Consider the following 25181-nt stretch of genomic DNA (forward strand, 5'->3'; position numbering starts at 1 on the left):
CCTTGGCACGGGACGCAGTTCAGATAAATTCCATCGCTGAGACCTACCCGTGACCGAAGCAGGACTTACCATGCTCAATCGGACTGCGGACAATGTTGCCCGGGCGACCCCGGAGCCGTTGGCCAAGAAGATCCGGGGCATCAGCGACAAGGGCCTCGCCTGGCTGTTCATCTCGCCGACGATCCTGTTGCTGCTTGCCATCAACATCTTCCCGCTGTTCTGGGCGATCTATCTGTCGTTCACCAACTACCGCGCCAACCGCCCCAACGAAGTGGTGAAGAATCTGGGGCTTGCAAACTACCAGCGCATCCTCGGCGACCACGACATCTGGATCGCCATGCAGACCACGGCGCATTTCGTGTTCTGGACGATCCTGTTGCAGACGGTGATCGGCTTCACGCTGGCCTGGCTGATCGACCGCAAGTTCCGCGGCCACGCCTTCTGGACGACCATCATCCTGGTGCCGATGATGCTGTCGCCGGCGGTGGTCGGCAATTTCTGGCGCTTCCTCTACGAGCCGCAGATCGGGCTGTTTTCCTATGTCATCTCGTTCGTCACCGGCATTCCGCCGACGAATGTGCAGATGCTGTCCAATGTCGAGCTGGCGCCGTGGTCGATCATCATCGTCGACACCTGGATGTGGACGCCTTACGTGATGCTGATCTGCCTCGCCGGCCTGCGCTCGATCCCGGAATACATCTACGAGGCGGCGGAGGTCGACCGCGCCTCCAACTGGCGGCAGTTCTGGTCGATCACGCTGCCGATGGCGCTGCCCTTCATTATGCTGGCGGTGCTGTTCCGCGGCATCGAGAATTTCAAGATGTTCGACATGGTCAATCTTCTGACCGGCGGCGGACCCGGCTCGACCACCGAGGTCGCCTCGATCACGCTGAAACGGCAGGCCTTCGAGAGCTGGCGCACCGGCTATTCGTCGGCCTTCGCCATCATCCTGTTCGTCGCGGTGTTCGGGCTGGCCAACATCTACGTCAAGGCGCTCAACAAGGTGAAGCAGAGATGAGCCTGACCACCGCCCATTCCGTCGTAGCACCCTCGTCGAACGCCAAGCTGATCGCCGGCACGATCATCATCGCCTATGCGCTGATCTCGATCGTGCCGCTGTTCTGGATCTTCGCCACCAGCTTCAAGACGCCGCCGGACTCGATCGCCTATCCGCCGAAAATCGTCTTCCAGCCGAGCATCGAGGGCTATTGCAACCTGTTCACCACCCGCACCAGGCAGACGCCGGAATATATCAACTCGCTCGGGCCGGCGACCGGCTTCTGCGACGAGACCGTGCGCAAGCGCAACATGGTCATCGCCGGGCCATCGAATTTCCTGCCGCGTTTCGTCAACTCGCTGATCATCGCCTTCGGCTCGACCTTCTGCGCGGTGTTCCTGGGCACGCTCTCGGCCTACGGCTTCTCGCGCTTCAAGGTGCCTTTGGCCGACGATCTTCTGTTCTTCATCCTGTCGACACGCTTCATGCCGCCGATCGCGGTGGCGATCCCGATCTACCTGATGTACCGCGAGCTCGGCCTCTCCGACACCGCGCTCGGCATGATCCTGCTCTACACCGCGGTTAACGTCTCCTTGGCCGTGTGGCTGCTCAAGGGCTTCATCGACGAGATCCCGCGCGAGTATGAAGAGGCCGCGATGATCGACGGCTATACAAGGCTGCAGGCCTTCTGGCGCACCGTGCTGCCGCAAGCGACCACCGGCATCGCCGCGACCGCCATCTTCTGCCTGATCTTTGCCTGGAACGAATATGCCTTCGCCGCGCTGCTCACCTCCGGCACCGCGCAGACCGCGCCGCCCTTCATCCCGACGATCATCGGCGAAGGCGGCCAGGACTGGCCGGCGGTGGCGGCGGGCACGACCATCTTCCTGGTGCCGATCCTCGTCTTCACCATCCTGCTCCGCAAACAGCTCTTGCGCGGCATCACCTTCGGCGCGGTGCGCAAATGATGAACAGTCAGCAAGTATGGAACCAGCGCTGCGGAAGCGCCCCTTCTCCCCGTTCACGGGGAGAAGATGCCGGCAGGCAGATGAGGGGCAGCGCCGCCGTATGCCGCAATCAGGGACGTTTGCGCCGCCCCTCATCCGACCCTTCGGGCCACCTTCTCCCCGTGAACGGGGAGAAGGAAGGGGGTGTTGCATGAGCCACTCGGTTGTCTCCAAGCGCTCCTCTTGGCCGCGTTGGGCAAGGCGCGGCCTGCTGGAAAACATAGCGACCGCGCTCATCGCGATCGGCTTCCTGATGCTGTTCCAACCTTTCGCGCTGTCGCTCTACACCTATTCCTTCGTCACCATGCTTGCCGGCACGGTCATGTTCATCATCGTCTCGAAATTTCCGGAATAGACATGGCCGAGATCCGTGTTCAGAACCTGAGGAAGGCCTTCGGCGCATTTGTCGCCGTGCAGGACTCCAATTTCGTCGTCGAGGACGGCGAGTTCTTCGTCATGCTCGGCCCGTCCGGCTGCGGCAAGACGACGACGCTTCGCATGATCGCCGGCCTCGAACTGCCGACCGGCGGCAAGATCCTGCTCGGCGGCGAGGACGTCACCATGCGCCGGGCGCGCGAGCGCGACATTGCCTTCGTCTTCCAGCTCTTCGCGCTCTACCCGCACATGAACGTGCGCAAGAATATCGGCTTTCCGCTGCTGGCGCAGGGCATGGCGTCGGCCGAGATCCGCCAGCGGGTCGAGGAGACCGCGAAGCTGCTGCGCATCGACCATTTGCTCGACAAATCCGTCTCCGGCCTTGCCGGCGGCGACCGCCAGCGCGTCGCGCTCGGCCGTGCCATCGTGCGGCGGCCGAAATGCTTCCTGATGGACGAACCGCTGGGGACCCTCGATACGGAATTCCGCGATTTGATGGTGCATGAGCTGCGCGAGCTGCACAACCGCATCCACGCCACGACCGTCTATGTCACGCACGACCAGATGGAAGCGATGTCGATGGCCGACAAGATAGCGGTGATGAACCATGGCGTCATCGAACAGTTCGGCACGCCGCGCGAGATCTATGACCGGCCGGCAACGATGTTCGTCGCAGATTTCATCGGCTCGCCGCCGATGAATTTCCTGAAGTTCGGCGGCGGCCTCGCCAAGGGCGCGAAGGAGATCGTCGTGCAGGGCGCCAAGGTCACGGTGCCGGAAGTGCGCGAGGATATCGCGCCCGCCGACATGGCGCTCGGCATCCGGCCCGAGCACATCCGCTTCGATGACGGCTCGAAGCTGCGCGGCGCTATCTACGGCACCGAATATCTCGGCACCACGCAGATCGTTGCCGTCGAGACGGCCGACGGCATCATCAAGGCACGGGTGCCGGCGGGCATTCATCTCAGTCCCGGCGAACAGGTCGGGCTGGCGCTGAACGGCGCGCGGCTGTCGCTGTTCGAGAAGGGTTCCGGCCGCGCGGTCAGGACCGCCATGCATGATCAGGCAGCGGAGGCGCGCCATGGCTGATGTCCATATCCAGGGCGTGACCAAGAGCTTCGGCGACACTGTCGCGATCAACGATCTCGACCTGCGGATCAAGGACGGCGAATTCGTCGTGCTGCTCGGGCCTACCGGCGCCGGCAAGACGACGACGCTGAGGCTTATCGCCGGGCTGGAACGGCCGGACAGCGGCGCGATCCGCATAGCCGGGCAGGACGCGACGGCCCTGTCGCCGGCGGAGCGCGATACCGCCTTCGTCTTCCAGCAATATTCGCTCTACCCGCATCTTTCGGTGTTCGAAAACCTCGCCTTCCCGCTGCGCTCGCCGGCGCGGCGGTTTCCGGAGGAAGCGGTGCGCCGCCGCGTCGAGGAAGTGGCGCGCATGGTGCGCATCGACCACAAGCTCGACAACCGCTCGACAAAACTGTCGGGCGGCGAGATGCAGCGCGTCGCCATCGGCCGGGCGCTGGTGCGCAAGCCGGCGATCTATCTGATGGACGAGCCGCTGTCCTCGCTCGACGCCAAGCTGCGCGCCGATCTCAGGCTCGAGCTGAAGCGCATCCAGTCCGAGCTCGGCGCCACCATGCTCTATGTCACGCACGACCAGATCGAGGCGATGACCATGGCCGACCGCATCGGCATTCTCGCCGATGGGGTGCTGGTGCAGATCGGTACGCCGCGCGCGATCTATTCGGAGCCGGCAAACCTCCATGTCGCGGCGCGCCTCGGCCAGCCGGCGATCAATCTTCTGCCGGCCGGGCTGCTGCCCGACGGCGGCGCGCCGGCCGGAACGGCGACGATCGGCGCCCGAACCGAGCATCTCGCGATCGAGAAGGCAATGAACGGCCATGCCGACGGCGTCGTCGACTGGGTCGAGCACCTGGGCGACCAGAACCACCTGCACGTGACGGTGGGGGTGAAAAAGCTGGTCACGCTGACCGATCCCGACACGCCGCTCGCAAAGGGGGACAAAGTGACGATCCGCTACATCGCGCCGCTCTATTTCGGCTCGGACGGGCAAAGACTGATGTAGCGGGGACTGATGTAGCCGGCTCTGACCACATATTTGCAAAACCGATTGACGACCGCAGATACGGACTGGACGAAATCCATGAAGCACTTTTTCAACCGCAAGGACACCATCGTCACCGAAGCACTCGACGGCTTCCTCGCCACGGCGGGGTCGGGCACGCTGGCCCGCCTCGACGGCTATCCCGAGATCAAGGTCGTGCTTCGCGCCGACTGGGACAAGACGAAGGTGGCTGTGGTTTCGGGCGGCGGCGCCGGGCATGAACCCTCGCATGCCGGCTTCGTCGGTGCCGGCATGCTGACGGCCGCCGTCTCCGGCGAGATCTTCGCCTCGCCGAGCGTCGAGGCGGTGCTGGCGGCGATCCGCGCCACGACCGGCCCCGCGGGCTGCCTGCTGGTCGTCAAGAACTACACCGGCGATCGGCTCAATTTCGGACTGGCCGCGGAAAAGGCGCGCGCCGAAGGTCTCGCGGTCGATATGGTGATCGTCGCCGACGACATCGCGCTGCCCGACATCGCGCAGCCGCGCGGCGTCGCCGGCACGCTGTTCGTGCACAAGATCGCCGGTCACCTCTCCGAAACCGGCCGCGACCTGGCGTCGGTCGCGGCCGCGGCGCGCGCGGCCGCGAAGGATATTGTCTCGCTCGGCATCTCGCTCTCCTCCTGCTCGATCCCCGGACAGGCGCATGAGGATCGCTTCGGCGCGGATGATGGCGAGCTCGGCCTCGGCATCCATGGCGAGCCGGGCGTCGAGCGCATCGCGCTGCAGAGCGCCGGCGCGCTGGTGGCGATCATGGCAGAGCGCCTCGCGGCGCGGCTCGATGCCGGCAGCCGTCATGCCCTGCTGGTCAACAATCTCGGCTCGGTACCTCCGCTCGAAATGTCGCTCATCGCCAATGCGGTGCTCGCCTCGCCGCTGGCGAAGGCCGTGGCGCTGACTGTCGGCCCCGGGCATCTGATGACCGCGCTCAACATGAACGGCTTTTCGCTGTCGCTGATCAAGCTGGACGCGGAGCGCGAGGCAGCCCTGCTGGCACCTGTCGGTCCGCATGCCTGGCTACCGGCGAAGCCGGTACGCGTACCGGTCGTCATGGCGATGACCAAGCCCGCCAATCTCGAGACAAAGGTGGCCAGCCGCGACACCGGCGCGCATCGACTGATCACGGCCGTCTGCGAGAAGCTGATCTCGCTGGAAGAACCGCTCAACAGTCTCGACGCCAAGGCGGGCGATGGCGACACCGGCTCGACGGTGGCGACGGGCGCGCGCAGCATTCTCGAGCGCATCGATGCACTGCCGCTTGCCGATCGCGCCGCAACTGCCGCGACGATCGGCGATACTCTGGGCACTTCGATGGGCGGTTCCAGCGGCGTACTTCTGTCGATCTTCTTCACCGCCGCATCGCAGTCGCTCGGCACCGGCGCGTCGCTCAGCAAGGCCTTGCTCGCCGGACTCGACCGCATGACTTTCTACGGCGGTGCCAAGATCGGCGACCGCACCATGGTCGATGCGCTGGAGCCGGCGCTGAAAGCCCTCGATGCAACCGGGGTGGAAGCGGCCGCCAAAGCGGCGCGGCAAGGTGCCGAGGCAACCGCCGCGATGCAGAAGGCCAAGGCCGGGCGTTCCGCCTATATCGGCAGGCAGCTCGACACAGCGGACCCCGGCGCTTTCGCGGTCGCCGAAGTTTTCGCTGCCGTGGCGGCGCTGTTCGCCCCGGCATGAAGGACAAGAAATGGCCGCATCCGATTTCTCCCGACTGATCGTGGCGGCGGCCGATACGATCGCGGCGCATGCCGAGGAGTTGACCGCGCTCGACCAGGCGATCGGCGACGGCGACCATGGCCTGAACATGAAGCGCGGCTTCGAGGCCGTGCGCGCCGAGGCGGACGCCTTCGCGGCCAAACCGCTGCCCGAGGCGCTGAAGGCGGTCGGCACCAAGCTGGTGATGACCGTGGGCGGCGCCTCCGGGCCTCTGTTCGGCACGCTGTTCATGGCGCTCGGCAAGGACCTGCCGGCGGCACCCGATCGAAACGGGCTGGCGGCGGCACTGGGCAAGGCGATCGAGGCGGTGGCGGCGCGCGGCAAATCGCAGCCGGGGCAAAAAACCATGCTCGACGTGCTGCAGCCGGTGTATGAGGCGCTGGCGCAAGGCAAGACGGCTGGCGAAATCGTCGACACCGCCGACAAGGCGGCGGAGGCCACGGTGCCGATGAAGGCCCTGCGCGGGCGCGCTTCCTTCCTGGGAGAACGCTCGATCGGGCATATGGACGCCGGGGCGCGCTCGACCGCGCTTCTGGTGCGCGCAGTCGCGGAAGCGATAGAGGGCATTTGATGAGCAATGTCGGTATCGTCATCGTGTCGCATTCACCCCTGGTTGCCGAGGGTACCGCCGACATGGTGCGCCAGATGGTGGGCGACGAAGTGCCGCTTGCATGGTGCGGCGGAAACGGCCATGGCGGGCTCGGCACCAGCGTCGAGGCGATCATGGGTGCGATCGACAAGGCCTGGTCGGAAGCAGGCGTCGCCGTCCTGGTCGATCTCGGCGGCGCCGAGACCAACTCGGAGATGGCGGTCGAGATGATCGGCGAGCCGCGTTCCCAGAAGATTGTCGTCTGCAACGCGCCGATCGTCGAGGGCGCGGTGATGGCTGCAACCGAATCCTCCGGCGGCGCCTCGCTCAAGGAAGTGGTGGCGACGGCGCATGAACTGTCGCCGTCGTGAACGAACGAGAACCGACTGAATGTCAACATCCGCCGAAGCAACCGTTCTGATTACCCACGCCGTGGGCCTGCACGCGCGCCCTTCGGTGAAGTTCACCAAGCTCGCCAAGTCGTTCGCGGCCGAGGTGGAAGTGGCGGTCGCCGCCAACGGCCCATGGTTCGACGCCAAGAGCATCGTCAAGGTAATGGCAGCGAAGGCGCCGAAGGGGACGATGCTGCACATCCGTGCCAAGGGCGACGGCGCGACCCAAGCAGTCGAGGCGCTGGTCGACCTGGTGCAGCGTGACTTCGACGAGGACGCGGATCATGCCCGCTCCGCTTGAAACGGACCTGCATGTCCACAGGCCCGCAAGGAATGCGAGCCATGCGGATTGACGGTATTCCCGCCTCTCCCGGCTATGCCGAAGGGCCGCTGTTCGACCTCGACCAGCCTCCGGCCAGTTACAAAGCCAAGGCGGGCGCGACGGGAGAAAAAGCAGCACTGGAAGGGGCGATCGGCAAGGCCGTCGGCCGGCTGGCGGCGCTGGTCGAAACCGCCGAAGGCGACGCTGCCGGCATCCTGGAATTCCACATCGCCATGCTGGAAGATGATGCACTGAGCGGTCCGGCCTTCGCGTCGATCGGCTCCGGGCAGCCGGCGGACGTCGCCTGGCGCGCTGCGCTCGACAGCGAAATCGCCGGTTACCAGGCGTCGGACCAGGACTATTTCCGCGCCCGCGCCGCCGATCTGCGCGACATTCGCGACCAGGTGCTGCGGGCGCTGAGCGAGGACAGCGAGGCCGCGGCGCCCCTGGGCGCGATCCTCTATGGCGAGGACATCGCGCCGACGCGCTTCCTCGAAACCGATTGGAGCCAAGGCGGCGGCATCGCGCTCAAGCGCGGCAGCACGGCCAGCCATGTCGCGATGCTGGCGCGCTCGCGCGGCGTGCCGATGGTCGTCGGTCTCGGCGCCCCGGCCGGACCGCTCACCGGCGCAGCGCTGCTCGATGCCGAGCGCGGCGGAATCATTTTCTCGCCGTCGCCGGCCGAGACTGAAGCCTTCCGGCAGTCCGCCTCTTTCTTCGCCGACCGCCAGGGCGCGGCGCGGACATTCCTGACGGAGCCGGCTGTGACCAAGGCCGGCACCGCTGTGCGCGTCCAGGTCAACATCGCCTACCCTTCCGACGTCGACGGCATCGATATTGCGACCTGTGACGGCGTCGGCCTGATGCGCACGGAATTCCTGTTCGGCAAGACGCTGCCCGACGAGGAGACGCAATATCATGCCTACCGCAAGGTGCTTGAATGGGCCGGCGACAAGCCGGTGACCATCCGTACCGTCGATGCCGGCGGCGACAAGCCCGTGCCCGGTTTCACCGTCGAGGAAACCAACCCGTTTCTTGGCCTGCGCGGCATCCGGCTTTCGCTGGCGCGGCGCGATACCTTCCGCGTACAGATACGGGCATTGCTGCGCGCCGCTATCCACGGCAATCTGAAGGTGATGTTCCCGATGATCGCCACGCATGACGAGTACAGCCAAGCCGCCGCGCTGTTCGCGGAAGAACAGGCAACGCTCGCCGCGCAGGGCGTGGCGCACGAGCTGCCGCCGCTCGGCATCATGGTCGAGGTGCCTTCCGTCGCGCTGGTGCCGGAAGGCTTCGCCGATGTCGCCTTCTTTTCGATCGGCTCCAACGATCTGACGCAGTATGTGATGGCGGCGGCCCGCGACAACGCCGCGGTCGCGCATCTCAACTCCGTTCGCCACCCGGCGGTATTGCGACTGATCGCTACGGTTGCCGCCTTCGGACGGGAGAAGGGAATCCCAGTCAGCCTCTGCGGCGATGCCGGCGGCGATCCGGCAGCCATCCCGGCTCTGCTTGAAGCCGGCCTGCGCGACTTGTCGGTCGCACATGCGCAACTCGCGATGGCCAAGGCGGCCATTGCGGACATCCCGGTGTAAGCGCGGCATGACCAGGGCCGAAAAGATACCGGAAGCAGGCTCGGAAGAGGCGATCCGCGCCTATAAGACGATCCTGTCGCAGGTCATCGACCAGCGCCCATCCGGCATGCGCCAGCGCCTGGCCGACGCGCTCGGCAAGCACCGCAGCTTCGTCACGCAGATTTCCAGCCCGGTCTATTCGATCCCGATCCCGTCAAAACATTTGCCGGCGATCTTTTCCGTCTGCCATTTCAGCCAGGCCGAGCGCGACCAGTTCCTCGCCGCCTATCATTTGGCGCATCCCGGCAAGATGTCCGTCGCGGCAGGCATGCGTAAAACCAGGCATGTCTCGGTCATCGTTCCCGATTTCGGCGACGACAAGCAAAACGCCGCGCTCGACCGGGCAATCAACGATTTCATCCAGAAGATCACCAGCATCACCGGCAAGAGTGGCGGCTGATCGCATGGCGTAAGGCTGTGTCGGGAGGACACATGAAGAAATTCCTGAATTCGGTCGATACGGTGCTGACGGAAAGCCTCGACGGCTTTGCGGCCGCACATGCCGATATCCTGGTCCTCGGCGAGGAGCACAAATTCATCCGCCGCAAGGAGCTGAAACCTGGCAAGGTGGCGCTGATCTCAGGCGGCGGCTCGGGTCACGAGCCGCTGCATGGCGGGCTGGTCGGCCACGGCATGCTGGACGCCGCCTGCCCCGGCCAGGTCTTCACCTCGCCGACGCCGGATCAGATGCTCGCGGCGGTGCAGGCCGTCGATACCGGCGCCGGCTGCCTGTTCATCGTCAAGAACTATGAAGGCGACGTGATGAATTTCGACATGGCGGCAGAAATGGCGGACGGCGTGCTGCAGGTCGTGACCAATGACGACGTCGCCGTCGAGAACTCGTCCTACACGACCGGACGCCGCGGCGTTGCCGGCACGCTGGTGGTTGAAAAGATCGTCGGTGCCGCCGCCGAGCAAGGCATGGCCCTGCCCGCGCTCAAGGCGCTGGGCGACCGCGTCAACGCCGCCACGCGCTCGATGGGCGTGGCGCTGACCAGCGGCACGGTGCCCGCCGCCGGCAAGCCGACTTTCGAGATCGGCGACGGCGAGATGGAGTTCGGCGTCGGCATCCATGGCGAACCCGGCCGGCGTCGCGACGCGCTGAAGAGCGCCGACGCGATCGCCGAGGAGGTCTGCGCGGCGATCACCGGCGACTTCGGTGAGCGCGCCAAAGGGCCGGCGCTGCTGTTCGTCAACGGCTTCGGCGGCACGCCGTCGATGGAGCTCTATCTGATGTACAACTGCGCCCGCAGAATATTCGAGAAACAGGGCGTGACGGTGATCCGCTCACTCGTCGGCTCCTATGTGACCTCGCTCGACATGGCCGGATGCTCGATCACGCTCACCATGCTCGACAATGACTTGACGGCGTTATGGGACGCTCCGGTGCACACGGCGGCGCTGCGCTGGGGGATGTAGCGCGCGTCGCTGGCTTCCCGGGTGCTTTTCTGGCAAGCATGCGCAAAACCTCGTTGCTGTTTTGGCGAACCGATGCTGCCCGAGCTTTCGCCTGCCCAGGAAAAACTGCTGATCAACCTTGCCGACCCCGAGGCGCCCGCCGATTGGGGCAAGGACGTTTCCGCAAGCGGCCTGATGGCGGTGCTGGCCAATGCCGAGTTCCACGGCGTGTTGCCGATCGTTCTGCGCAAGCTCAGGGAACGTGGCGACGCCAATCTACCAAGAGACACAAGCCTACTGCAGAAGCTTGCCGAGCTGCGCGACCAGGCGACGACGGCGACCGGGCAGTCGATGCTGCTGCAATACCATGGCGACCGCATCATGAAAGCGCTGGCGGCGAAAGGCGTTCCGGCCCGGATCGTCAAGGGGCCGGTATTCGCGCGCAGGCTCTATCGGCAGGTTGCCGACCGGCCGTTCACCGACATCGACATCCTCGTCGACCCCGCCGGCATCGAAGAAGCCAACAGGACGATCGCCGAATGCGGCTTCAAACTCGGCAGCGGCGAGGCCGAGTCGCACGAGTTGCAGGAGTTCAAATGGCTGGAGAAAGAGAACTCCAGCCTGCTGATCGAGCTGCACGGCAATCTGGTGCACGACACCGGCATGCGCAGGCGCTTGTCGCTCGGCTTTCGCGAGTTGCAGGCGATCGACAACGGCGAAACCGACACGCCGGCAGCGCTGCTCACCATCGGCATCGTCCACGCCGCCGGCGGCCATAAGTTCCACCGGCTGCAGCTCTGCGTCGACGTGCTGCAAGGCGTGCGGGCGCTGAAATCGCCGGAAGAGGACGCGCGGTTGCTCGAGGCCGCGCGCATGACCGGCATCGAGCTCGAGCTCGCGACGGTCCTCAACGTGACCGGACGCCTGTTCGGCGCGCCGCGCGCGATCGAGCTCGCCGACCGCATCAAGCCGGACCTTTCGATAAGGCTGGCGAAATGGCTGATCACCGGCAACATGCTGCTGCGTGTCAACTCGCGCGAAAAGCTGCGCTCGCGTCTCAGCCGCGACGCCTTCCGCTGGGTGCAGAGGCTTGCCCGGCCGAGACCTTATCCCGCCTGAGCGAGGGAACTTCGCGATCCGCTTAGAACGTTTCACCGTTTCACGGAAACGGCGAACCGCTCTATCTCTTTGTTTGACGCAATTCCGGGCGGAAAACCGCTCACACTTTTCCTGGAATTGCTCTAGAGACGCACCGCGGCGCGGATCAGCACCGCCGCCTCGGCCGGCCTCGCCCCGACTTGCAGCGTGAAGGTCGGCACCGTCTTGACCAAGGCCGCGATCGTCGCCATTCGCCTTTTCTGCAGCGGCAACAGGCCGGTCATGCCGGTCCGCACATTGTCGGTGGCCAAAGCCACCATGGCGTCGGTCCTCGCCATTGGCACGAGCCGGGTCTCGCCGTCGGCCGAGCGGGCAAGATGAAGCAGCGCCGCGATCGGCCTGGCCCGAACGTCCTCGACACGGATGATCTCGCCAAGACGATCGAGCGAGACGGCCTGCTCGCCCTCCGCGTCCCATGTCTCGCCAAGGCAGGGCGACACGAAAGGCAGCATTGTTGCCGTGTTGCGATGGATCTTCACCCTACGCGGCATGCCCCAGGCGGTGACGCCTTCCGGTGCCGCGCTCAGGATCATGACGTCATCCGAGCAGAGGCCGAAGCCCTGCGAGGCGAGCGCCAGCGACGTCGTCGACTTGCCGGTGCCGCTCGGCGCATGGATCAGCACGAGCGCCTCGCTGCCCGGCAGCGTCAGGCCGGCCGTATGCAGCATGTGCTGCGCGCCGGCATCGAGCGCGGCATCGAGCACCATCATCAGCAGCGTCCACTTGATCTTGCTGTCCGGATGAACGCAGATTTCGGCCCAACCCTCCTCGTCGTGGATCGACAGCGTCTGCTGACCTGGAAAGACGAGATGGAAGACGCAACCGGCATCGATCATCCGGCAATGGCCGTCCAGCGGCACTTCGCCGTCGAAAGCGAGTTTTCCTTCCGGGTTCTCCGGCAATTGCGGCGTCTCGACGATGTTGACGCGAAAACCGGGCTGGACAGGCTCGATCACGCGCAGGGCGCCGAGCATCAGGTCGAAGCTCGGCCAGAGGTCGGCGCGCGCCGCGGTGATGCCTATGACCTGCCCTTTGAGGTCGTAGCAGAAAGTGGTCGTCCGGTCGCTCAAGCGGTGGGCGCCTTCGCGCTGGACGGGTGGCGATAGATCTCCACCATGCCGGGCTGGCTGTCGCTGACCACCGGCTTGCCGTCGAGGCAGACCCAGCAATGCGCCGACAGGCGAGGCTCTTGCATCGACCTGGCATCGACGCCGAAACGCAGCTCCGGATCTAGACCGGCCATGCGCAGAAAGCGGAAGCCGAGCAGACCTTCCCGAAGGCATCTGCGGTCGCGCATGAACCAGGGACGCCGGACCGTTCGGTTGACGCGCTGCACGATGTAGGTCCAGGGCAGGTCACGATAGGGCGCAGGCGACCGCAGCGGCGCCAGTTTCAACACGCTTTCGAAATCGCGCCGGCCGACCAGCGCCGGCATCAGCCGGGCGCTGAGCCACAAATGGACGCGAAACAGGACGCGCAGGAACGGTCCGTCGACCATCACGCGCCCGGGTCGGCGAGGATGCTTTCGGCTACTAATTCGGCGGCCAATTCGGCCATATCCACGTCGAGCGTTGCCTTGTCGACGTCGAATTCGTCCGACAACAGGTTGACGATCTGGCCGAGGTTGCGCGCACCGTCGACCTTGCCGAGAAAAGCCTCGGTCGTGTCGTTGCAGGTGTAGAGCTGGCCACTGCGTGCCAACAGCACGACGGCGCCATCGCCGACATGCTGCACGGAAGCGTCGTCCGCCATCCGCAGCACCGTTTCAGGACCAATCTCAGCCATGTGCCCGCTCCCTTTAGCCGCAGAGCAAATAGCGCGCCAACCCTACGCTGTCCATTACGGCGGCCGTCTTGCTACAAATGGCCAGGCGTCAGCCGACCGGACCTGTCGGTCCGCTTGGGCCTGCCACGACATTCGACAGCTTCTCACGCTTTACCAGCACCGGCGTTTCGTAAGTTCTCTTCATCGAAAATGCCCCAAGAAGAAGGGTTTACGGTGTGAGGATGATCGGTCGTTGCGCCCACTGTCAAGGCGGCAAGCCCGTTAGGGTTGCCTTCCTTCCCTTAAGTAAGCTATGAGTCCGCCGCGTTTCGGGGAGTGATTTCGTATGCGTTACAATTGGGAACGGGCTCCGACGGCGTTCGAGCGCCATCGGAAGGCGCTTGCGGCGGCCATCTTGATCGCCGGCGGCGTCGGGCTGATGCTGGCGGCGCTGCCGCTCTAAGCCGGCTTATATCACGGACAGCGACAGCGACGCCCCCACTGGAGGTGCCGAACAGAGACGTTGCTGGTGATGTCGACCAAAAAATGCAGGAAGACATATCCGGCAAAAGCGACTCAGAGCGATACGCCATTTCACCGCTTCAAGGAGACGGCGAACCGCACTATCTCCTTGTTCTGACGCAATTCCGGACGGAAAACCGTTTCACACTTTTCCTGGAATTGCTCTGGTTTTGACGCAATTCCGGACGGAAAACCGTTTCACACTTTTCCTGGAATTGCTCTGGTTTTGACGCAATTCCGGACGGAAAACCGTTTCACACTTTTCCTGGAATTGCTCTAGGCTTATTCCCAGAGGGCAAATGTCCCTGGGAGGAAGGTCGATGGCCTCACGCTACCACGAAGTCTATGAGGGCTGGAAACGCGACCCCATAGGGTTCTGGGCCGAAGCGGCCAAGGCGATCGACTGGTATACGCCAGCCGAAAAGGTCTTCGACCCGACGGAAGGCGTCTATGGCCGCTGGTTCACCGGCGCCACCTGCAATACCTGCTACAACGCCATCGACCGCCATGTCGCGGGCGGCCGCGCCGACCAGCTGGCGCTGATCCATGACAGCGCGATCACCGGCACGATCCGGAAATTCACCTATGCCGAACTGAAGCGCGAGGTCGTTGCGCTGGCGTCGGTGATCAGGCATCGCGGCATCGGCAAGGGCGACCGCGTCATCATCTACATGCCGATGGTGGCGGAGGCGGCAATCGCCATGCTCGCCTGCGCCCGCATCGGCGCCGTGCATTCGGTGGTGTTCGGCGGCTTCGCCTCGCATGAGCTCGCCACCCGCATCGACGACGCCAAGCCGAAGCTGATCATCACCGCGTCCTGCGGCCTCGAGCCCGGCCGCGTCGTCGCCTACAAGCCGCTGCTCGACAAGGCGATCGAGATGTCGAAGCACAAGCCGGACGCCTGCCTCATCCTGCAGCGCGAGCAGCTGCGCTGCGAAATGAAGGACAATTACGACGTCGACTATGCCGACGCCGTGGCGCGTGAGCGCGCCGCCGGCGCCAATGTCGACTGCGTGCCGGTATTGGCCACCGATCCGCTCTACATCATCTACACCTCCGGCACGACCGGGCAGCCGAAGGGCATCGTGCGCGACAATGGCGGCCACATGGTCGCGCTGAAATGGACCATGGACAACGAGTTCGGCGTCAAGCCGGGCGAAGTGTTCTGGGCTGCTTCCGATGTCGGCTGGGTGGTCGGCCATTCCTACATCGTCTACGGGCCGCTTCTGCATGGCTGCACCAGCGTGCTGTTCGAAGGCAAGCCGATCGGCACGCCGGACGCCGGCACCTACTGGCGGGTGATCTCGCAGCATGGCGTGGTGGCGCTGTTCACCGCGCCGACCGCGTTCCGCGCCATCAAGGGGCAGGATCCCAAGGGCGAGTTCGTGCCGAAATACGATTTGTCGAAGTTCCGAACCCTGTTCCTCGCCGGCGAGCGCGCCGATCCCGAAACCATCAAATGGGCGGAACAGAAGCTCGACCGCCCAGTCGTCGACCATTGGTGGCAGACCGAGACCGGCTCGCCGATGACCATCAACCCGGCAGGTCTCGGGCTGTTGCCGGTGAAATACGGCTCGCCCGGCGTGCCGATGCCGGGCTATGACATCCGCATTCTCGACGATGCCGGCCACGAGGTGGCGCGCGGCACGCTCGGCAATGTCGTGGTCAAGCTGCCGCTGCCCGCCGGCTGCCTGCCGACGCTGTGGAATGCCGATGCCCGCTTCCGCCAGGCTTACCTCGAAGAGTTTCCCGGCTTCTACAAGACGGCCGATGCCGGCATGATGGACGAGGACGGCTATCTCTATGTCATGGCACGCACCGACGACATCATCAACGTCGCCGGCCATCGGCTGTCGACCGGGGCCATGGAAGAGGTGCTGGCCGCCCATCCTGATGTCGCCGAATGCGCGGTCATCGGCATTGCTGATGCCATGAAGGGCCAGGTGCCGCTGGGCTTCGTCGTGCTCAATGCAGGCGTGTCGCGCGACACCAGCGCGATCGAAAGCGAGGTGGTGGGACTGGTGCGCGAACGGATCGGCCCGGTTGCCGCCTTCAAGACCGTGGTGACGATCAAGCGGCTGCCCAAGACCCGTTCCGGCAAGATCCTGCGCGGCACGATGCAGAAGATCGCCGACAAGGAGGAATGGACGATGCCGGCGACCATCGACGATCCCGTGATCCTCGACGAGATCACGGCAGTGCTGAAGGGCCGCGGCATCGCAATATAGGCTGCGCCGATCGCCCGGGAACCAAGCGAGGTCCTCCCGCAGCGCAATCGTTTGTTGTGCAACGCAGCAATAACTCCTAAGGTCTGCCTTGGGGGCCATTGCGAAGGCACGGCATGGCTCAGCACAAGACGACATTCGGCGGTGTCGACATTCCGCGATGCCTGGCTGGTGCCACGATCGCAGTGAACCGGCTTGTGGCTGCCGAGACCGAGCCGCGCATCCGGCTGCTGCTTGATCACACGCTGTTCCGTTATCCGTTGAAGCCTGCCGAGAGCGGTTCACCGTTTCGTGGAAACGGCGAACCGCTCATCCGGTTGCCTCAACCGTCGGTGTGGAATTGTTTGCATTCGGCATGATATCGAGGCGCAAATCAATGAACATACCCGAGCCTCAATCCGTGAGCCTGTTCCAACGATCGAAACGCCCTCGACCCGCGCCACGCGAGCGCCTTGTCATGGATATGCGCGACACAATCGTCTATGCGATCGGCGACGTGCATGGTTGCCATGACGAGCTACGTGCGCTGGAACAGAAAATCCAGCTCGACGCGCAGCAGTTCCGCGGCCGCAAGATCATCATCATGCTGGGCGACTATATCGACCGCGGGCCGAACTCGCGGCGCGTCATCGAACATCTGATGGCGCCGCCGCCGAAAGGCTTCCTGCGCGTCTGCCTCGTGGGAAACCACGAGGTCGCGCTGCTCGGCTACCTGGACGGGTATCTCTCGCGTGAAGCGTGGCTGGGCTATGGCGGGCGCGAGACCTTGTTCTCCTACGGCGTCGACCCGGACCGGTTGGCAAGCCTCTACGGTTCGAGCGAGCAGACGGACGCGCGCATCCGCGAGGCCATCCCCGCCAGCCATGTCGACTTCCTGCGCACGCTGCCGGTGATGGTGTGCTCCGAGCAATTCGTCTTCGTGCATGCCGGCATCCGGCCCGGCATCGCGCTCGAGGCGCAGGACGAGGGCGACCTCACCACCATCCGCGAGGAGTTCTTCCAGGCGGCGCACCGCCTCGACCGGTGGGTGGTGCACGGACACACGATCGTCGACGTCCCTACCCTCGACGGACGCCGGCTCGACATCGATACCGGCGCCTTTCAAACGGGACGTCTGACCGCGCTCAGGATCGTCGGCAAATACGGCCGGCTGCTGTCCTCGCAAGACTAGGGCCTCGCAAGATTAGGGCGGCTCGCCGTTTCAAAACGCCGAGCCGCCCCATCTCTGTGCTTTCCGAACGGAAAACCCGCCTCAGGCAGCCTGCTTGGTGCGCGTTTCCGACTTCTCCAGATAGTAGCTGGAGTAGCGGTCGAAGAACCTTTCCGAGCCGCCGAGCGAGCCGTATTTCGCCAGCTTCTTCAAATCGACCTTGTTGAGCACTGCGCCGATCACCTTGTTGGCGATATAGGGCTCGGATTCCAGCATCGAGCGCACCATGGCGCGCGGCGTGCGGCCCCATTCGGCGACCAGCACGAAGCCGTCAACCAGCGGCGCGAACGCCTTGGCGTCGACAACGGGCCCGAGCGGCGGCAGGTCGACGATGATATACTCGAACGTCTCCTTGGCGTTCTCGATGAAGCGCCGCATGCCGGCGGAGCCCAGCAGCTCGCTGGTGTGCGAGAACTGGCCACGCAGCACGGCTGGAATGATCGCAAGCTTGGTCTGGCGGTCGACCTTCCCGACCGACTGCCAGGTCTGGCCGTTGACCACCGCTTCCATCAGGCCCTGCTCGGCCTCCATGCCGAGGCTGCGGCTAAGGCCGGGATTGCGCAGGTCGCCGTCGATGAGCAAGGTCTTGGCGCCGTTGGCGGCAAGCAAGCCTGCGAGGTTCGCGGCCACCGTCGACTTGCCTTCGCCGGGCAGCACCGAAATGACGCCGATGACCCGGCTGCCTCGGTCCTCCATCACGACGTCGAAGGCGATCTTGGCGTTGCGCAGCGTCTCGGCGAACATCGAAGCCGGAGCATCGATGCTGACACGCATGCGCGCCCGCCTCTCGGCCGCGGAGAGGCTGGCCACCTTGCCGTCCGTCGGCAGGTCGTCGGCCTTGGAATCCCTGGCCTTGCCGCCGCCGATCGTCGGCAGGTAGCCTAGGAATTTCAGGCCGGCGCGGTCACGAATATCCTCGCCCGTCCTGAAGAAACGCTCGTTGAACTCGTTGAGGCCACCGAAGCCGGCGCCAAGCATCAGGCCGAGCACCAGCGACAACGCCAGCACGCGCAAGGTGCGCGGGCCGGAGGCCGCAAGCGGCATGGTCGCGTCGGAAATGATGCGGACCTTGCCGACCGGGAAGGACTGCTGCTGCGAGGCTTCCTCATAGCGGCTGAGGAAGGTCTGGTAGAGCGTGGTCAGCGCCTGCGCCTGCTGGTCGAGCTCCTTCAGCCTCACCTGCGACTGGTTGTCGATCGAGCTCTTGCCGGCAGCCGTGGAAATCTTGTCGCGCAGTGCGGTCTCGCGCGCCTGCGCCACTTCGAAATCGTTGCGGTAGCTTTCGGTGATTTGTTTCAGCTGCCCGAAGATCTGCGCCGAGACATCGGCCTTTTCCTTGGCCAGAGCGACCGCCTGCGGGTGATCCTTGCCGAAATTCGCCTCGACGTCCTGCAGGCGCTTGGTGATGGCCAGATAGCGGGTCTTGAGCGCGATGATGACCGAGCTGCTCGGCTGGTCGGCCGCTATGGCCGAATCGTTGAAGGCGCTTTCGGAGCCGCTGTCGACGATCGCCTTGTACTGCTGGTAGCGGGCGCTGGCGCGAGCCGTGTCGGCCTGCGCGACGATGAGCTGGGCGTTGAGGTCGGCGAGTTGCTTGTCGCTCAACAATTGGCCGTCGCTGTTGGCGGAAAGGCCATGCTCGGCCCTGAACTTCTCGACCGCCAGCGAAGCCGCCTGCGAGCTCTCGCGCAACTCGGTCAGCCGGCCCTGCAGCCACACGGCCGCGCGCTCGGTGGCGTCGAAGCTGGCGTTGAGCTGGTCGGCGAGATAAGCATCCGCATAGGCTTTCGTGATGGCCGTGGCGAGTGCCGGGTCCGTCGCCTGGTAGCCGATGCTGATGACATTGCTGCGGCCGACGCGATCCGCCAGCAATCCGGTCTGCAGCATAAGAACCGCGTAGTCGTGAGTCGCGGTCTTGATCATGGCTTCGCGCGTCGCGGCATCGACATTCTGGACACCGGGGAGGTCATCGGCCGCATTGCCGCGGAAATAGCCGACGATGCCGCGCAGGAACCCGATACCCTTGGCCAAAGCCGATTGCGGCGGGCTCATGAAGTCCTGGTTCTGGTCGAGCTTCAACTTGTCGACCACCTCCGACGCCAGCCGCGCCGAGTTGAGGATCTCGATCTGGCTGAGGATCGTCGCGTCGGTCTGCTGCGTGGCGCTGGCAGCCGAGATGTCGTTCATGACCTTGTTCATGCTCTCGTCGATCAGGACGCTCGCCACGGACATATATTGCTTGGGCGTGGTCTGCAGATAGATCAAGCCCAGGAACAGGCCGATGACGGCGCAAATCGCCACCACCTTGGCCTGTCGGGCGGCCATGCCAAGCAGACGCTCGACGTCGATGAAGTCTTCACCCTTTTCCGTATCGGCGCTGGGCAACGGCATCCTCTTGTCGAGAGGGAAGTTGGCATAGTTCATGTTCGGTCCAATTCCAGGTTGCAGGCGCTATCGGCCTTGATAGATCGGCGTCGTGACCAGAAAAGACCGCGCAACGTTGTTGCCAAGATGCGCCGGGCCAGAAGGCCCGGGCGCTGGTGTGGCTGTCGCGCCATCGCGAGTTCGCATATACACCCAAAAGATGGGCATTATGCGGCTACTTCCCGGCGCTCATGCGACCGGACAAATTGCTGCAGCATCTCGAAGACAGGCCCTTTCATGTCGTCGCGTGCCAGTGCAAAGGCGATGGTGGCCTCGATGAAGCCTTCCTTGGAGCCGCAGTCGAACATGCGGCCATCGAAAGGCTGGGCGTAGAAGGGCTGGCTCTGAGCCAGGCGCACCATGGCATCGGTGAGCTGGATTTCGTTACCTGCGCCGCGCTGCTGATTGCCGAGCAGCGCAAAGATTTCCGGCTGCAGCACGTAGCGTCCGTTGATGTAGAAATTCGACGGCGCATTGGCGGGCGCTGGCTTTTCGACCATCGCCGAAACCTTGAAGCCGGAGCCGACCTCGTCACCGCGGCCGACGATGCCGTATTTGCTGGTTTCGGCCGGGTCGCAGCGCTCGACGGCGATCACATTGCCGCCGGTCCGCTCATAAAGGTCGACCGTCTCGGCAAGGCAACCGCGGGCGCCGAAGGACACCATGTCGGGAAGCAGCAGCGCGAAGGGCTCGTTGCCGATCACGTCGCGCGCGCACCATACGGCGTGGCCGAGCCCCTGCGGCGACTGCTGGCGGATGAAGCTGGTGGCGCCGGCCTGCGGCAGCAGGCTTTCCAGCGACTGCAGTTGCGCCTTCTTGCCGGTCTGCTCCAAGGTGCCGATCAGTTCAGGATGCAGGTCGAAATAGTCCTCGATCACCGCCTTGTTGCGGCCGGTGACGAAGACGATGTGCTCGATGCCGGCCTCGAACGCCTCGTCGACGGCATATTGCACGACGGGCTTGTCGACGACGGGCAGCATTTCCTTGGGCATCGACTTGGTCGCCGGCAGGAACCGCGTTCCGAGCCCCGCCACCGGGATGACTGCCTTCCTGACTTTCTGCATCTGGTATTCCTTCTTCAGAGAAAAGATTTCTACCTATCGCTGGCTAAATCATTGTTGGAGATGATCTTTCCCGAAAACCGGTTCCCACTTTTCGGGATCATGCTCCAAAAAATCGCCCGCATGCTTCATCTCCCCGCCCCCACGGCAAAACTGCGCCGCAACCCTTCTGAGCCGGACCGCGATCGGCATCGACATGTGCCTGACCGCGGACGGATCCCTGAGCGCCGCGCCTATCGCCTTGAGCGGCGCGCGCGCCTTGATGTGCTGAACCAGGGACAGGAACGACGCTGCCTTGCGCAAGCTGCGGCCGCGCCTGGCGAAGGCCGCCTGGGCCCCGCTGTCCATGGGATATGCCGCCGCGAACGCGGCGTCGGCCTCAACCATCGCCTCGACATGGTGCAATTCGAGCACGCGCGAGATCGAGCCGGTGCGGATGTGGTAGACATAGCCGACGGTCGGCTCGACCACACAACGGCCGCCGCTGGCCAGCGCGCTTGCCAGCAGAATGTAGTCCTCGCCGATGCGCAGCTTCTCGTCGTAGCGCAGCCTTTTGTCGTCGAGGAACCGCCGCTGAAAGATCGGCTTCAGATAGCCGAGATTGAAGCGCGATTCGAAGACCAGATTGCCCTCTATGTAGTCGGCAAGCGAGATTTCGCGTAAGCCTTCCAGATAGCCGGCCGGGAACATCGTGTCGTCGGGCGTGCCGTCCTCGCGCACGACCTGGACATTGTCGACGGCGATCTCGGCACCGACGGCTTCCGCCCGCGCGATCATCGCCGCCAGACGCTCGGGATGCACGGCATCGTCGGAATCGAGCACCGCCACCCAGCGGCCGCGCGCCAGCTCGAGGCCGGCATTCCGGGCGCCGCCCGGGCCGCGGTTGGCGGGCAGCGCCACCACCTTGACGATATCTTGCGGGTAGGCGCGCGCCACATCCAGCGTGCCGTCGCGCGACTGGTCGTCGACGACGATGATCTCGACGGTCACGCCACGTTGCGCGATCGCGCCGGCGATGGCGCGGTCGAGTGTCGCCTCGGCGTTATAGGCGGCGATGACGAAGCTGACGTCAGGCTGCACGCTTGTTCCCTTGCTCTGGCGATGTGAGGCCGTACTGGCGGATTTCGCGGACGCCGACCAAACCGCTGACGACACCAACGTGCATAATGCCGCGCAGCATGCTGCGGTTCCGTCGCACCGGGCTGATTGCGGTCAAAATGGCCATGCCGAAGCAGTAGGCGGCCTTGGCCGAAGCCAGCCCGACCTGGCCGGCGCGGCGCATGCCGCCGGTGTCGTGTCCGATCAGGTGGCCATGCGTCTGGCCGAAGCGGAAGCGACGGCGGCGCAGCCAGTCGAACGCCGCCCTGGCGCGCGGCACCACCTCGTCGACGAAGGCGTCGGGCGCAAAGGCGATGCGGCCGCCGGTCTTGACCATGGCATCGAAGAACTCGGTGTCCTCGCCGCCGGTCTGGCCGCGCGCCAGGCTGAAGCGCCGCCCGCGCAGGCTTCCATCGGTCATTTTGAGCAGGACGTTGCAGGTGTAGCCGGTGCGGATCTCGCCGCGCACCCAGACCGGCAAGGTCGAGTGGAAGTCGCCCTTTTGCATCCAGTCCGGCGCGTCCTGGCGATAATGCGCCCGCACCGGTCCGAGCACCGCCGCGGCGCCGGTGGCGTCGGCCGTCGCCATCAGTTCGACCAGCCAGCCGGGCGATGCGGTCTCGTCGTCGTCGATGAAGGCGACGAAGTCCGAAACGCTGGCATCGAGGCAGGCGTTGCGGGCGATCGAAATGTTGCGCGCCGGCGCGTGGCGATAGCGGACCGGCAGCTTCAGTTCGTCGGCCAGCGCCTTCACGAGCTTTTGCGCGCTTGGCTCATCGTCGTTGTCGGCAATGACGATGCCGATCTCCAATCCGGCCGGCTTCTCCAGCGCGGCGACGGAGCGCAGCGTGTCGGCCAGCTCCGGCCGGCGGAAGGTGCAGATGCAGATGTCGATCGAGCGGCCGGCCATCACGCCACCTTGCGCTGCGTTCGCGACCTCAGAAGCTGCTGCCAGAAGCCGACGGACCAGCCCAAATGCATGACCATCGCCGAAACGCCGGCCAGCGCGATGCCAGGGTTGCGCTGCCGGATGGCAGTCACCGCGCCGTAGCCGAGGCAGACAGCCGCCCACAGCAGGAACGGCACGGCCGCCAGCCAGTGAACCAGGGACAAGAACGCCAGCAGAACCACCGGCGCAACAAGCAGCGGGATCATCTGCCGCACCTTCGGCACCATGCGGTGTTTCAGGACGTTCCTGGCGCGGCCGCGGCCATAGCCGAGATACTGGAAATAGAGGCTCTTCAGCGTCGAACGCGGGTAATAGACCATCTGCGTCCTGCCGCTCATCCAGATGCGGTGGCCGGCCTGGCGCAGGCGGTAGTCGAGCTCGGCGTCCTCGTTGTGGCTGAAACTCTCGTCATAGCCGCCGACTTGGCTGAAGGCGGCGACGCGTATCAGCGCGTGGTGGCCGTGGTCGACCCATTCGCCCTCGGACATATGCCGGTGTTTCGAGCCGCCGGTGCCGAGCTTGGAGTTCTGCGCCGCCGCGACTGCCTTCTGCACGGCGCCGGTGCCGGCGGTCAGCATCGAAACGACGACCGAATCGGCGCCGGTTGCAAGCGCTTCCTCGACCAGCCGGTCGCAGTAATCGTCCGGATAACCACCATGCGCGTCGATGCGGATCAGATAGTCGGCGCCTTCGCCGAGGCTCGCCACCGCCAGATTGATTGCGGCGCTCTGGATGCGCTTCGGGTTGGCGAGCAGGATGACCCTGGGATCCTTGGCCACGACGTTTTCGACGATGGCTTGCGTGCCGTCGGTGCTGCCGCCGTCGGCGACGACGATGCGGCCGCCGAGCCTCGCCGCGGCGGGCCGCAACTGGTCGAGCAGGCCGCCGATATGAGCCGCCTCGTTGAGGCAGGGAATGACGATCAGGATCGATGGAATGGCCTGCGTCATTGGTTTTTGCACGTCCTCTGTCATCACGCTGCCGCCACCGCATAAGCCGAAGGCATGGCGGCAAGGCCGCGCAGCTTTTCGACGAAGGCAGCGCAGTCGCCGCGGTCGTAGCTCCAGGTTCGCGGATTGCGGGCCAACACCCGCGACTTCAGACCGCGATATTCATCCTGGTCCATCCGGCTGAGCGTCGCCTCGATGCCTTCCGGCGTCGCTTCGGCCAGAAGCACGCCGATGTCCCGCTGCTTCAGGAACCTGCCGGTTTCGGTGTCCGCCATCGAGATCGGCACGGCGCCGAAGCGGCAGCCCTCGTAGAGGCGGTTGGGAAGCAGCCATTCGGAATTCTGGCCGGCCTCGAAGAAATCGATCGCCCAGGAGAAATGCACCTCGCGGTAGATCTCGGCCATATCCTCCGGATTGCGGTAAGGCCCACGGAAGGAAAGCCACGGTTCGGCCCCTACGAAACCGTGAAAGTCCGGAAATTCGGACAGCGCCGGGCGGCCTCTGAGCACGACTTCGAAACGCCCCGCCTGCCGGCGGGTGAAATCGGCCAGCAGTTCCAGCGAGCGGCGGCAGCGCAGCGCGCCGAACCAGCCGATGCGCCAGGGTGGCGTCGCCGGGCTGTCGTCCTCGAAAGAACGCACTGCCACCGGCGCGGTCTCGAAATACTTGTTCTCGATCAGCTCGACAGGTGCGACGATCTGCCCGAACGGCTCGAAATAATTGGCGATGAAGGCGGGAGAGCTCGTCACCAGGAGCTTCACGTCGCGCGCTAGGCGACGCTCGGCGCCGCGCAGCGTCCTGCCGACAAAATCGTCGCGCAGCACCAGGCGATGGATATCGAGGCATTCATAGACGATCGGCACGCTCGCCCCGAGCGCGCCATTGGCGCGGCGGGCCAGCGCCAGCATTTCGAGGTTGCGCGCGATGATGAGATCGGGCCTGGGCATGGCTCCCAGTTTCGCGCCGATCGACACGGCTGCCTTGGCGACCGCGCCGATGCGCTGCGCGAATCGGCCGTCGCGCGTCGCGCCGAGATCGACAGGCTCGACACCCTCGATCTCGGCCACCGGACTGGTGGTGCGGCGGAAGCCCGCCAGGGTGACCCTGGCGCCGCCTGCCTTGAGCATCTGGACCCTCCGGCGTACCGCCGGGTCGGATACGTCATGCACAAGGTACAAGACATGCAGCATGCAACTCGACCCTGTTGGGCCCACCCATCGGGGATGCTAGTACAGCTTTTGCTGCATCGCAACAAT

General features: G+C 64.9%; 26 protein-coding genes. 16 read left to right on the forward strand and 10 right to left on the reverse strand.

Going from position 1 to position 25181, the window contains the following annotated elements; all coding sequences use genetic code 11:
- The first annotated feature begins 70 nt into the window (after positions 1–70).
- The 13 genes from RFM98_RS10780 to RFM98_RS10840 all read left to right on the forward strand — a co-directional run bounded on the left by RFM98_RS10780 (position 71) and on the right by RFM98_RS10840 (position 11683).
- Positions 71–1018 carry a carbohydrate ABC transporter permease gene (locus RFM98_RS10780; protein ID WP_320308841.1) on the forward strand — a complete coding sequence of 316 codons (948 nt, stop codon included), beginning with the start codon at positions 71–73 and terminating at the stop codon, positions 1016–1018.
- Positions 1015–1965, forward strand: coding sequence for a carbohydrate ABC transporter permease (locus RFM98_RS10785; protein ID WP_320308842.1), 951 nt, complete (start codon positions 1015–1017; stop codon positions 1963–1965). The genes RFM98_RS10780 and RFM98_RS10785 overlap by 4 nt, the downstream gene beginning before the upstream one ends.
- A gap of 190 nt (positions 1966–2155) precedes the next feature.
- The gene (locus tag RFM98_RS10790) at positions 2156–2359 is read left to right on the forward strand and encodes a hypothetical protein (RefSeq protein ID WP_320308843.1); all 204 of its coding nucleotides are present in this window, start codon (positions 2156–2158) and stop codon (positions 2357–2359) included.
- A gap of 2 nt (positions 2360–2361) precedes the next feature.
- Positions 2362–3468, forward strand: a complete 1107-nt coding sequence (locus RFM98_RS10795) for an ABC transporter ATP-binding protein (protein WP_320308844.1) — start codon at positions 2362–2364, stop codon at positions 3466–3468.
- Complete coding sequence (locus RFM98_RS10800; protein ID WP_320308845.1) at positions 3461–4474, forward strand: ABC transporter ATP-binding protein; 1014 nt, start codon at positions 3461–3463, stop codon at positions 4472–4474. Before RFM98_RS10795 ends, RFM98_RS10800 begins: the two co-directional genes overlap by 8 nt.
- A gap of 78 nt (positions 4475–4552) precedes the next feature.
- The gene (locus tag RFM98_RS10805; RefSeq protein WP_320308846.1) at positions 4553–6190 is read left to right on the forward strand and encodes a dihydroxyacetone kinase subunit DhaK; all 1638 of its coding nucleotides are present in this window, start codon (positions 4553–4555) and stop codon (positions 6188–6190) included.
- 10 nt (positions 6191–6200) lie between these two features.
- Positions 6201–6800 (forward strand): dihydroxyacetone kinase subunit DhaL, encoded by a 600-nt coding sequence (gene dhaL, locus RFM98_RS10810; RefSeq protein WP_320308847.1) that lies wholly within the window; start codon positions 6201–6203, stop codon positions 6798–6800.
- The gene (dhaM, locus tag RFM98_RS10815) at positions 6800–7189 is read left to right on the forward strand and encodes a dihydroxyacetone kinase phosphoryl donor subunit DhaM (protein ID WP_320217444.1); all 390 of its coding nucleotides are present in this window, start codon (positions 6800–6802) and stop codon (positions 7187–7189) included. The genes dhaL and dhaM overlap by 1 nt, the downstream gene beginning before the upstream one ends.
- Before the next feature lie 19 nt (positions 7190–7208).
- A complete protein-coding gene (locus tag RFM98_RS10820; RefSeq protein WP_320308848.1) occupies positions 7209–7511 on the forward strand; it encodes an HPr family phosphocarrier protein in 303 nt (100 codons plus the stop codon).
- Positions 7512–7552: 41 nt separating this feature from the next.
- On the forward strand, positions 7553–9127 hold the full coding sequence (gene ptsP / locus RFM98_RS10825; protein WP_320308849.1) for a phosphoenolpyruvate--protein phosphotransferase: 1575 nt from the start codon (positions 7553–7555) through the stop codon (positions 9125–9127).
- Between the two features lie 7 nt (positions 9128–9134).
- Positions 9135–9566: a hypothetical protein gene (locus RFM98_RS10830; RefSeq protein WP_320308850.1), complete on the forward strand. Its 432-nt coding sequence runs from the start codon at positions 9135–9137 to the stop codon at positions 9564–9566.
- A gap of 32 nt (positions 9567–9598) precedes the next feature.
- Positions 9599–10585 carry a dihydroxyacetone kinase subunit DhaK gene (gene dhaK, locus RFM98_RS10835; protein ID WP_320308851.1) on the forward strand — a complete coding sequence of 329 codons (987 nt, stop codon included), beginning with the start codon at positions 9599–9601 and terminating at the stop codon, positions 10583–10585.
- Between the two features lie 72 nt (positions 10586–10657).
- Complete coding sequence (locus RFM98_RS10840) at positions 10658–11683, forward strand: nucleotidyltransferase family protein (protein WP_320308852.1); 1026 nt, start codon at positions 10658–10660, stop codon at positions 11681–11683.
- 122 nt (positions 11684–11805) lie between these two features.
- On the opposite strand, the gene RFM98_RS10845 is transcribed toward RFM98_RS10840, so the two are convergent.
- From RFM98_RS10845 to RFM98_RS10860, 4 genes are all read right to left on the reverse strand, one after another.
- Positions 11806–12792, reverse strand: coding sequence for a phosphoenolpyruvate carboxykinase (ATP) (locus RFM98_RS10845; protein WP_320308853.1), 987 nt, complete (start codon positions 12790–12792; stop codon positions 11806–11808).
- Positions 12789–13220 carry a lasso peptide biosynthesis B2 protein gene (locus RFM98_RS10850; RefSeq protein ID WP_320308854.1) on the reverse strand — a complete coding sequence of 144 codons (432 nt, stop codon included), beginning with the start codon at positions 13218–13220 and terminating at the stop codon, positions 12789–12791. The genes RFM98_RS10845 and RFM98_RS10850 overlap by 4 nt, the downstream gene beginning before the upstream one ends.
- Entirely contained in the window at positions 13220–13507 is a 288-nt protein-coding gene (locus tag RFM98_RS10855; RefSeq protein ID WP_320308855.1) for a PqqD family protein, read from the reverse strand. The genes RFM98_RS10850 and RFM98_RS10855 overlap by 1 nt, the downstream gene beginning before the upstream one ends.
- Before the next feature lie 88 nt (positions 13508–13595).
- The gene (locus tag RFM98_RS10860; protein ID WP_320308856.1) at positions 13596–13691 is read right to left on the reverse strand and encodes a putative RiPP precursor; all 96 of its coding nucleotides are present in this window, start codon (positions 13689–13691) and stop codon (positions 13596–13598) included.
- Positions 13692–14328: 637 nt separating this feature from the next.
- Between RFM98_RS10860 and RFM98_RS10865 the strand changes: the two genes are divergently transcribed.
- The 3 genes from RFM98_RS10865 to RFM98_RS10875 all read left to right on the forward strand — a co-directional run bounded on the left by RFM98_RS10865 (position 14329) and on the right by RFM98_RS10875 (position 17404).
- Positions 14329–16236: a propionyl-CoA synthetase gene (locus tag RFM98_RS10865; protein ID WP_320308857.1), complete on the forward strand. Its 1908-nt coding sequence runs from the start codon at positions 14329–14331 to the stop codon at positions 16234–16236.
- A 113-nt stretch (positions 16237–16349) separates the two neighbouring features.
- Positions 16350–16592 (forward strand): hypothetical protein, encoded by a 243-nt coding sequence (locus RFM98_RS10870; protein WP_320308858.1) that lies wholly within the window; start codon positions 16350–16352, stop codon positions 16590–16592.
- A gap of 98 nt (positions 16593–16690) precedes the next feature.
- A complete protein-coding gene (locus RFM98_RS10875; RefSeq protein WP_320308859.1) occupies positions 16691–17404 on the forward strand; it encodes a metallophosphoesterase in 714 nt (237 codons plus the stop codon).
- A gap of 81 nt (positions 17405–17485) precedes the next feature.
- Here RFM98_RS10875 and RFM98_RS10880 read toward each other — a convergent pair whose 3' ends face one another.
- The 6 genes from RFM98_RS10880 to RFM98_RS10905 form a co-directional block, all read right to left on the reverse strand.
- Positions 17486–19867 carry a polysaccharide biosynthesis tyrosine autokinase gene (locus RFM98_RS10880; protein WP_320308860.1) on the reverse strand — a complete coding sequence of 794 codons (2382 nt, stop codon included), beginning with the start codon at positions 19865–19867 and terminating at the stop codon, positions 17486–17488.
- A 167-nt stretch (positions 19868–20034) separates the two neighbouring features.
- On the reverse strand, positions 20035–20931 hold the full coding sequence (gene galU, locus RFM98_RS10885; RefSeq protein ID WP_320308861.1) for a UTP--glucose-1-phosphate uridylyltransferase GalU: 897 nt from the start codon (positions 20929–20931) through the stop codon (positions 20035–20037).
- Positions 20932–20979: 48 nt separating this feature from the next.
- A complete protein-coding gene (locus RFM98_RS10890) occupies positions 20980–22008 on the reverse strand; it encodes a glycosyltransferase family 2 protein (protein WP_320308862.1) in 1029 nt (342 codons plus the stop codon).
- Positions 21998–22936: a glycosyltransferase family 2 protein gene (locus RFM98_RS10895; protein ID WP_320308863.1), complete on the reverse strand. Its 939-nt coding sequence runs from the start codon at positions 22934–22936 to the stop codon at positions 21998–22000. Before RFM98_RS10895 ends, RFM98_RS10890 begins: the two co-directional genes overlap by 11 nt.
- On the reverse strand, positions 22936–23925 hold the full coding sequence (locus RFM98_RS10900) for a glycosyltransferase family 2 protein (protein ID WP_320308864.1): 990 nt from the start codon (positions 23923–23925) through the stop codon (positions 22936–22938). Before RFM98_RS10900 ends, RFM98_RS10895 begins: the two co-directional genes overlap by 1 nt.
- Positions 23926–23948: 23 nt before the next feature.
- Positions 23949–25115 (reverse strand): glycosyltransferase family protein, encoded by a 1167-nt coding sequence (locus RFM98_RS10905; protein ID WP_320308865.1) that lies wholly within the window; start codon positions 25113–25115, stop codon positions 23949–23951.
- Positions 25116–25181: the final 66 nt, after the last annotated feature.

The sequence above is a fragment of the Mesorhizobium australafricanum genome, from assembly GCF_033977265.1.
In the GTDB taxonomy this organism is placed as follows: domain Bacteria; phylum Pseudomonadota; class Alphaproteobacteria; order Rhizobiales; family Rhizobiaceae; genus Mesorhizobium; species Mesorhizobium australafricanum.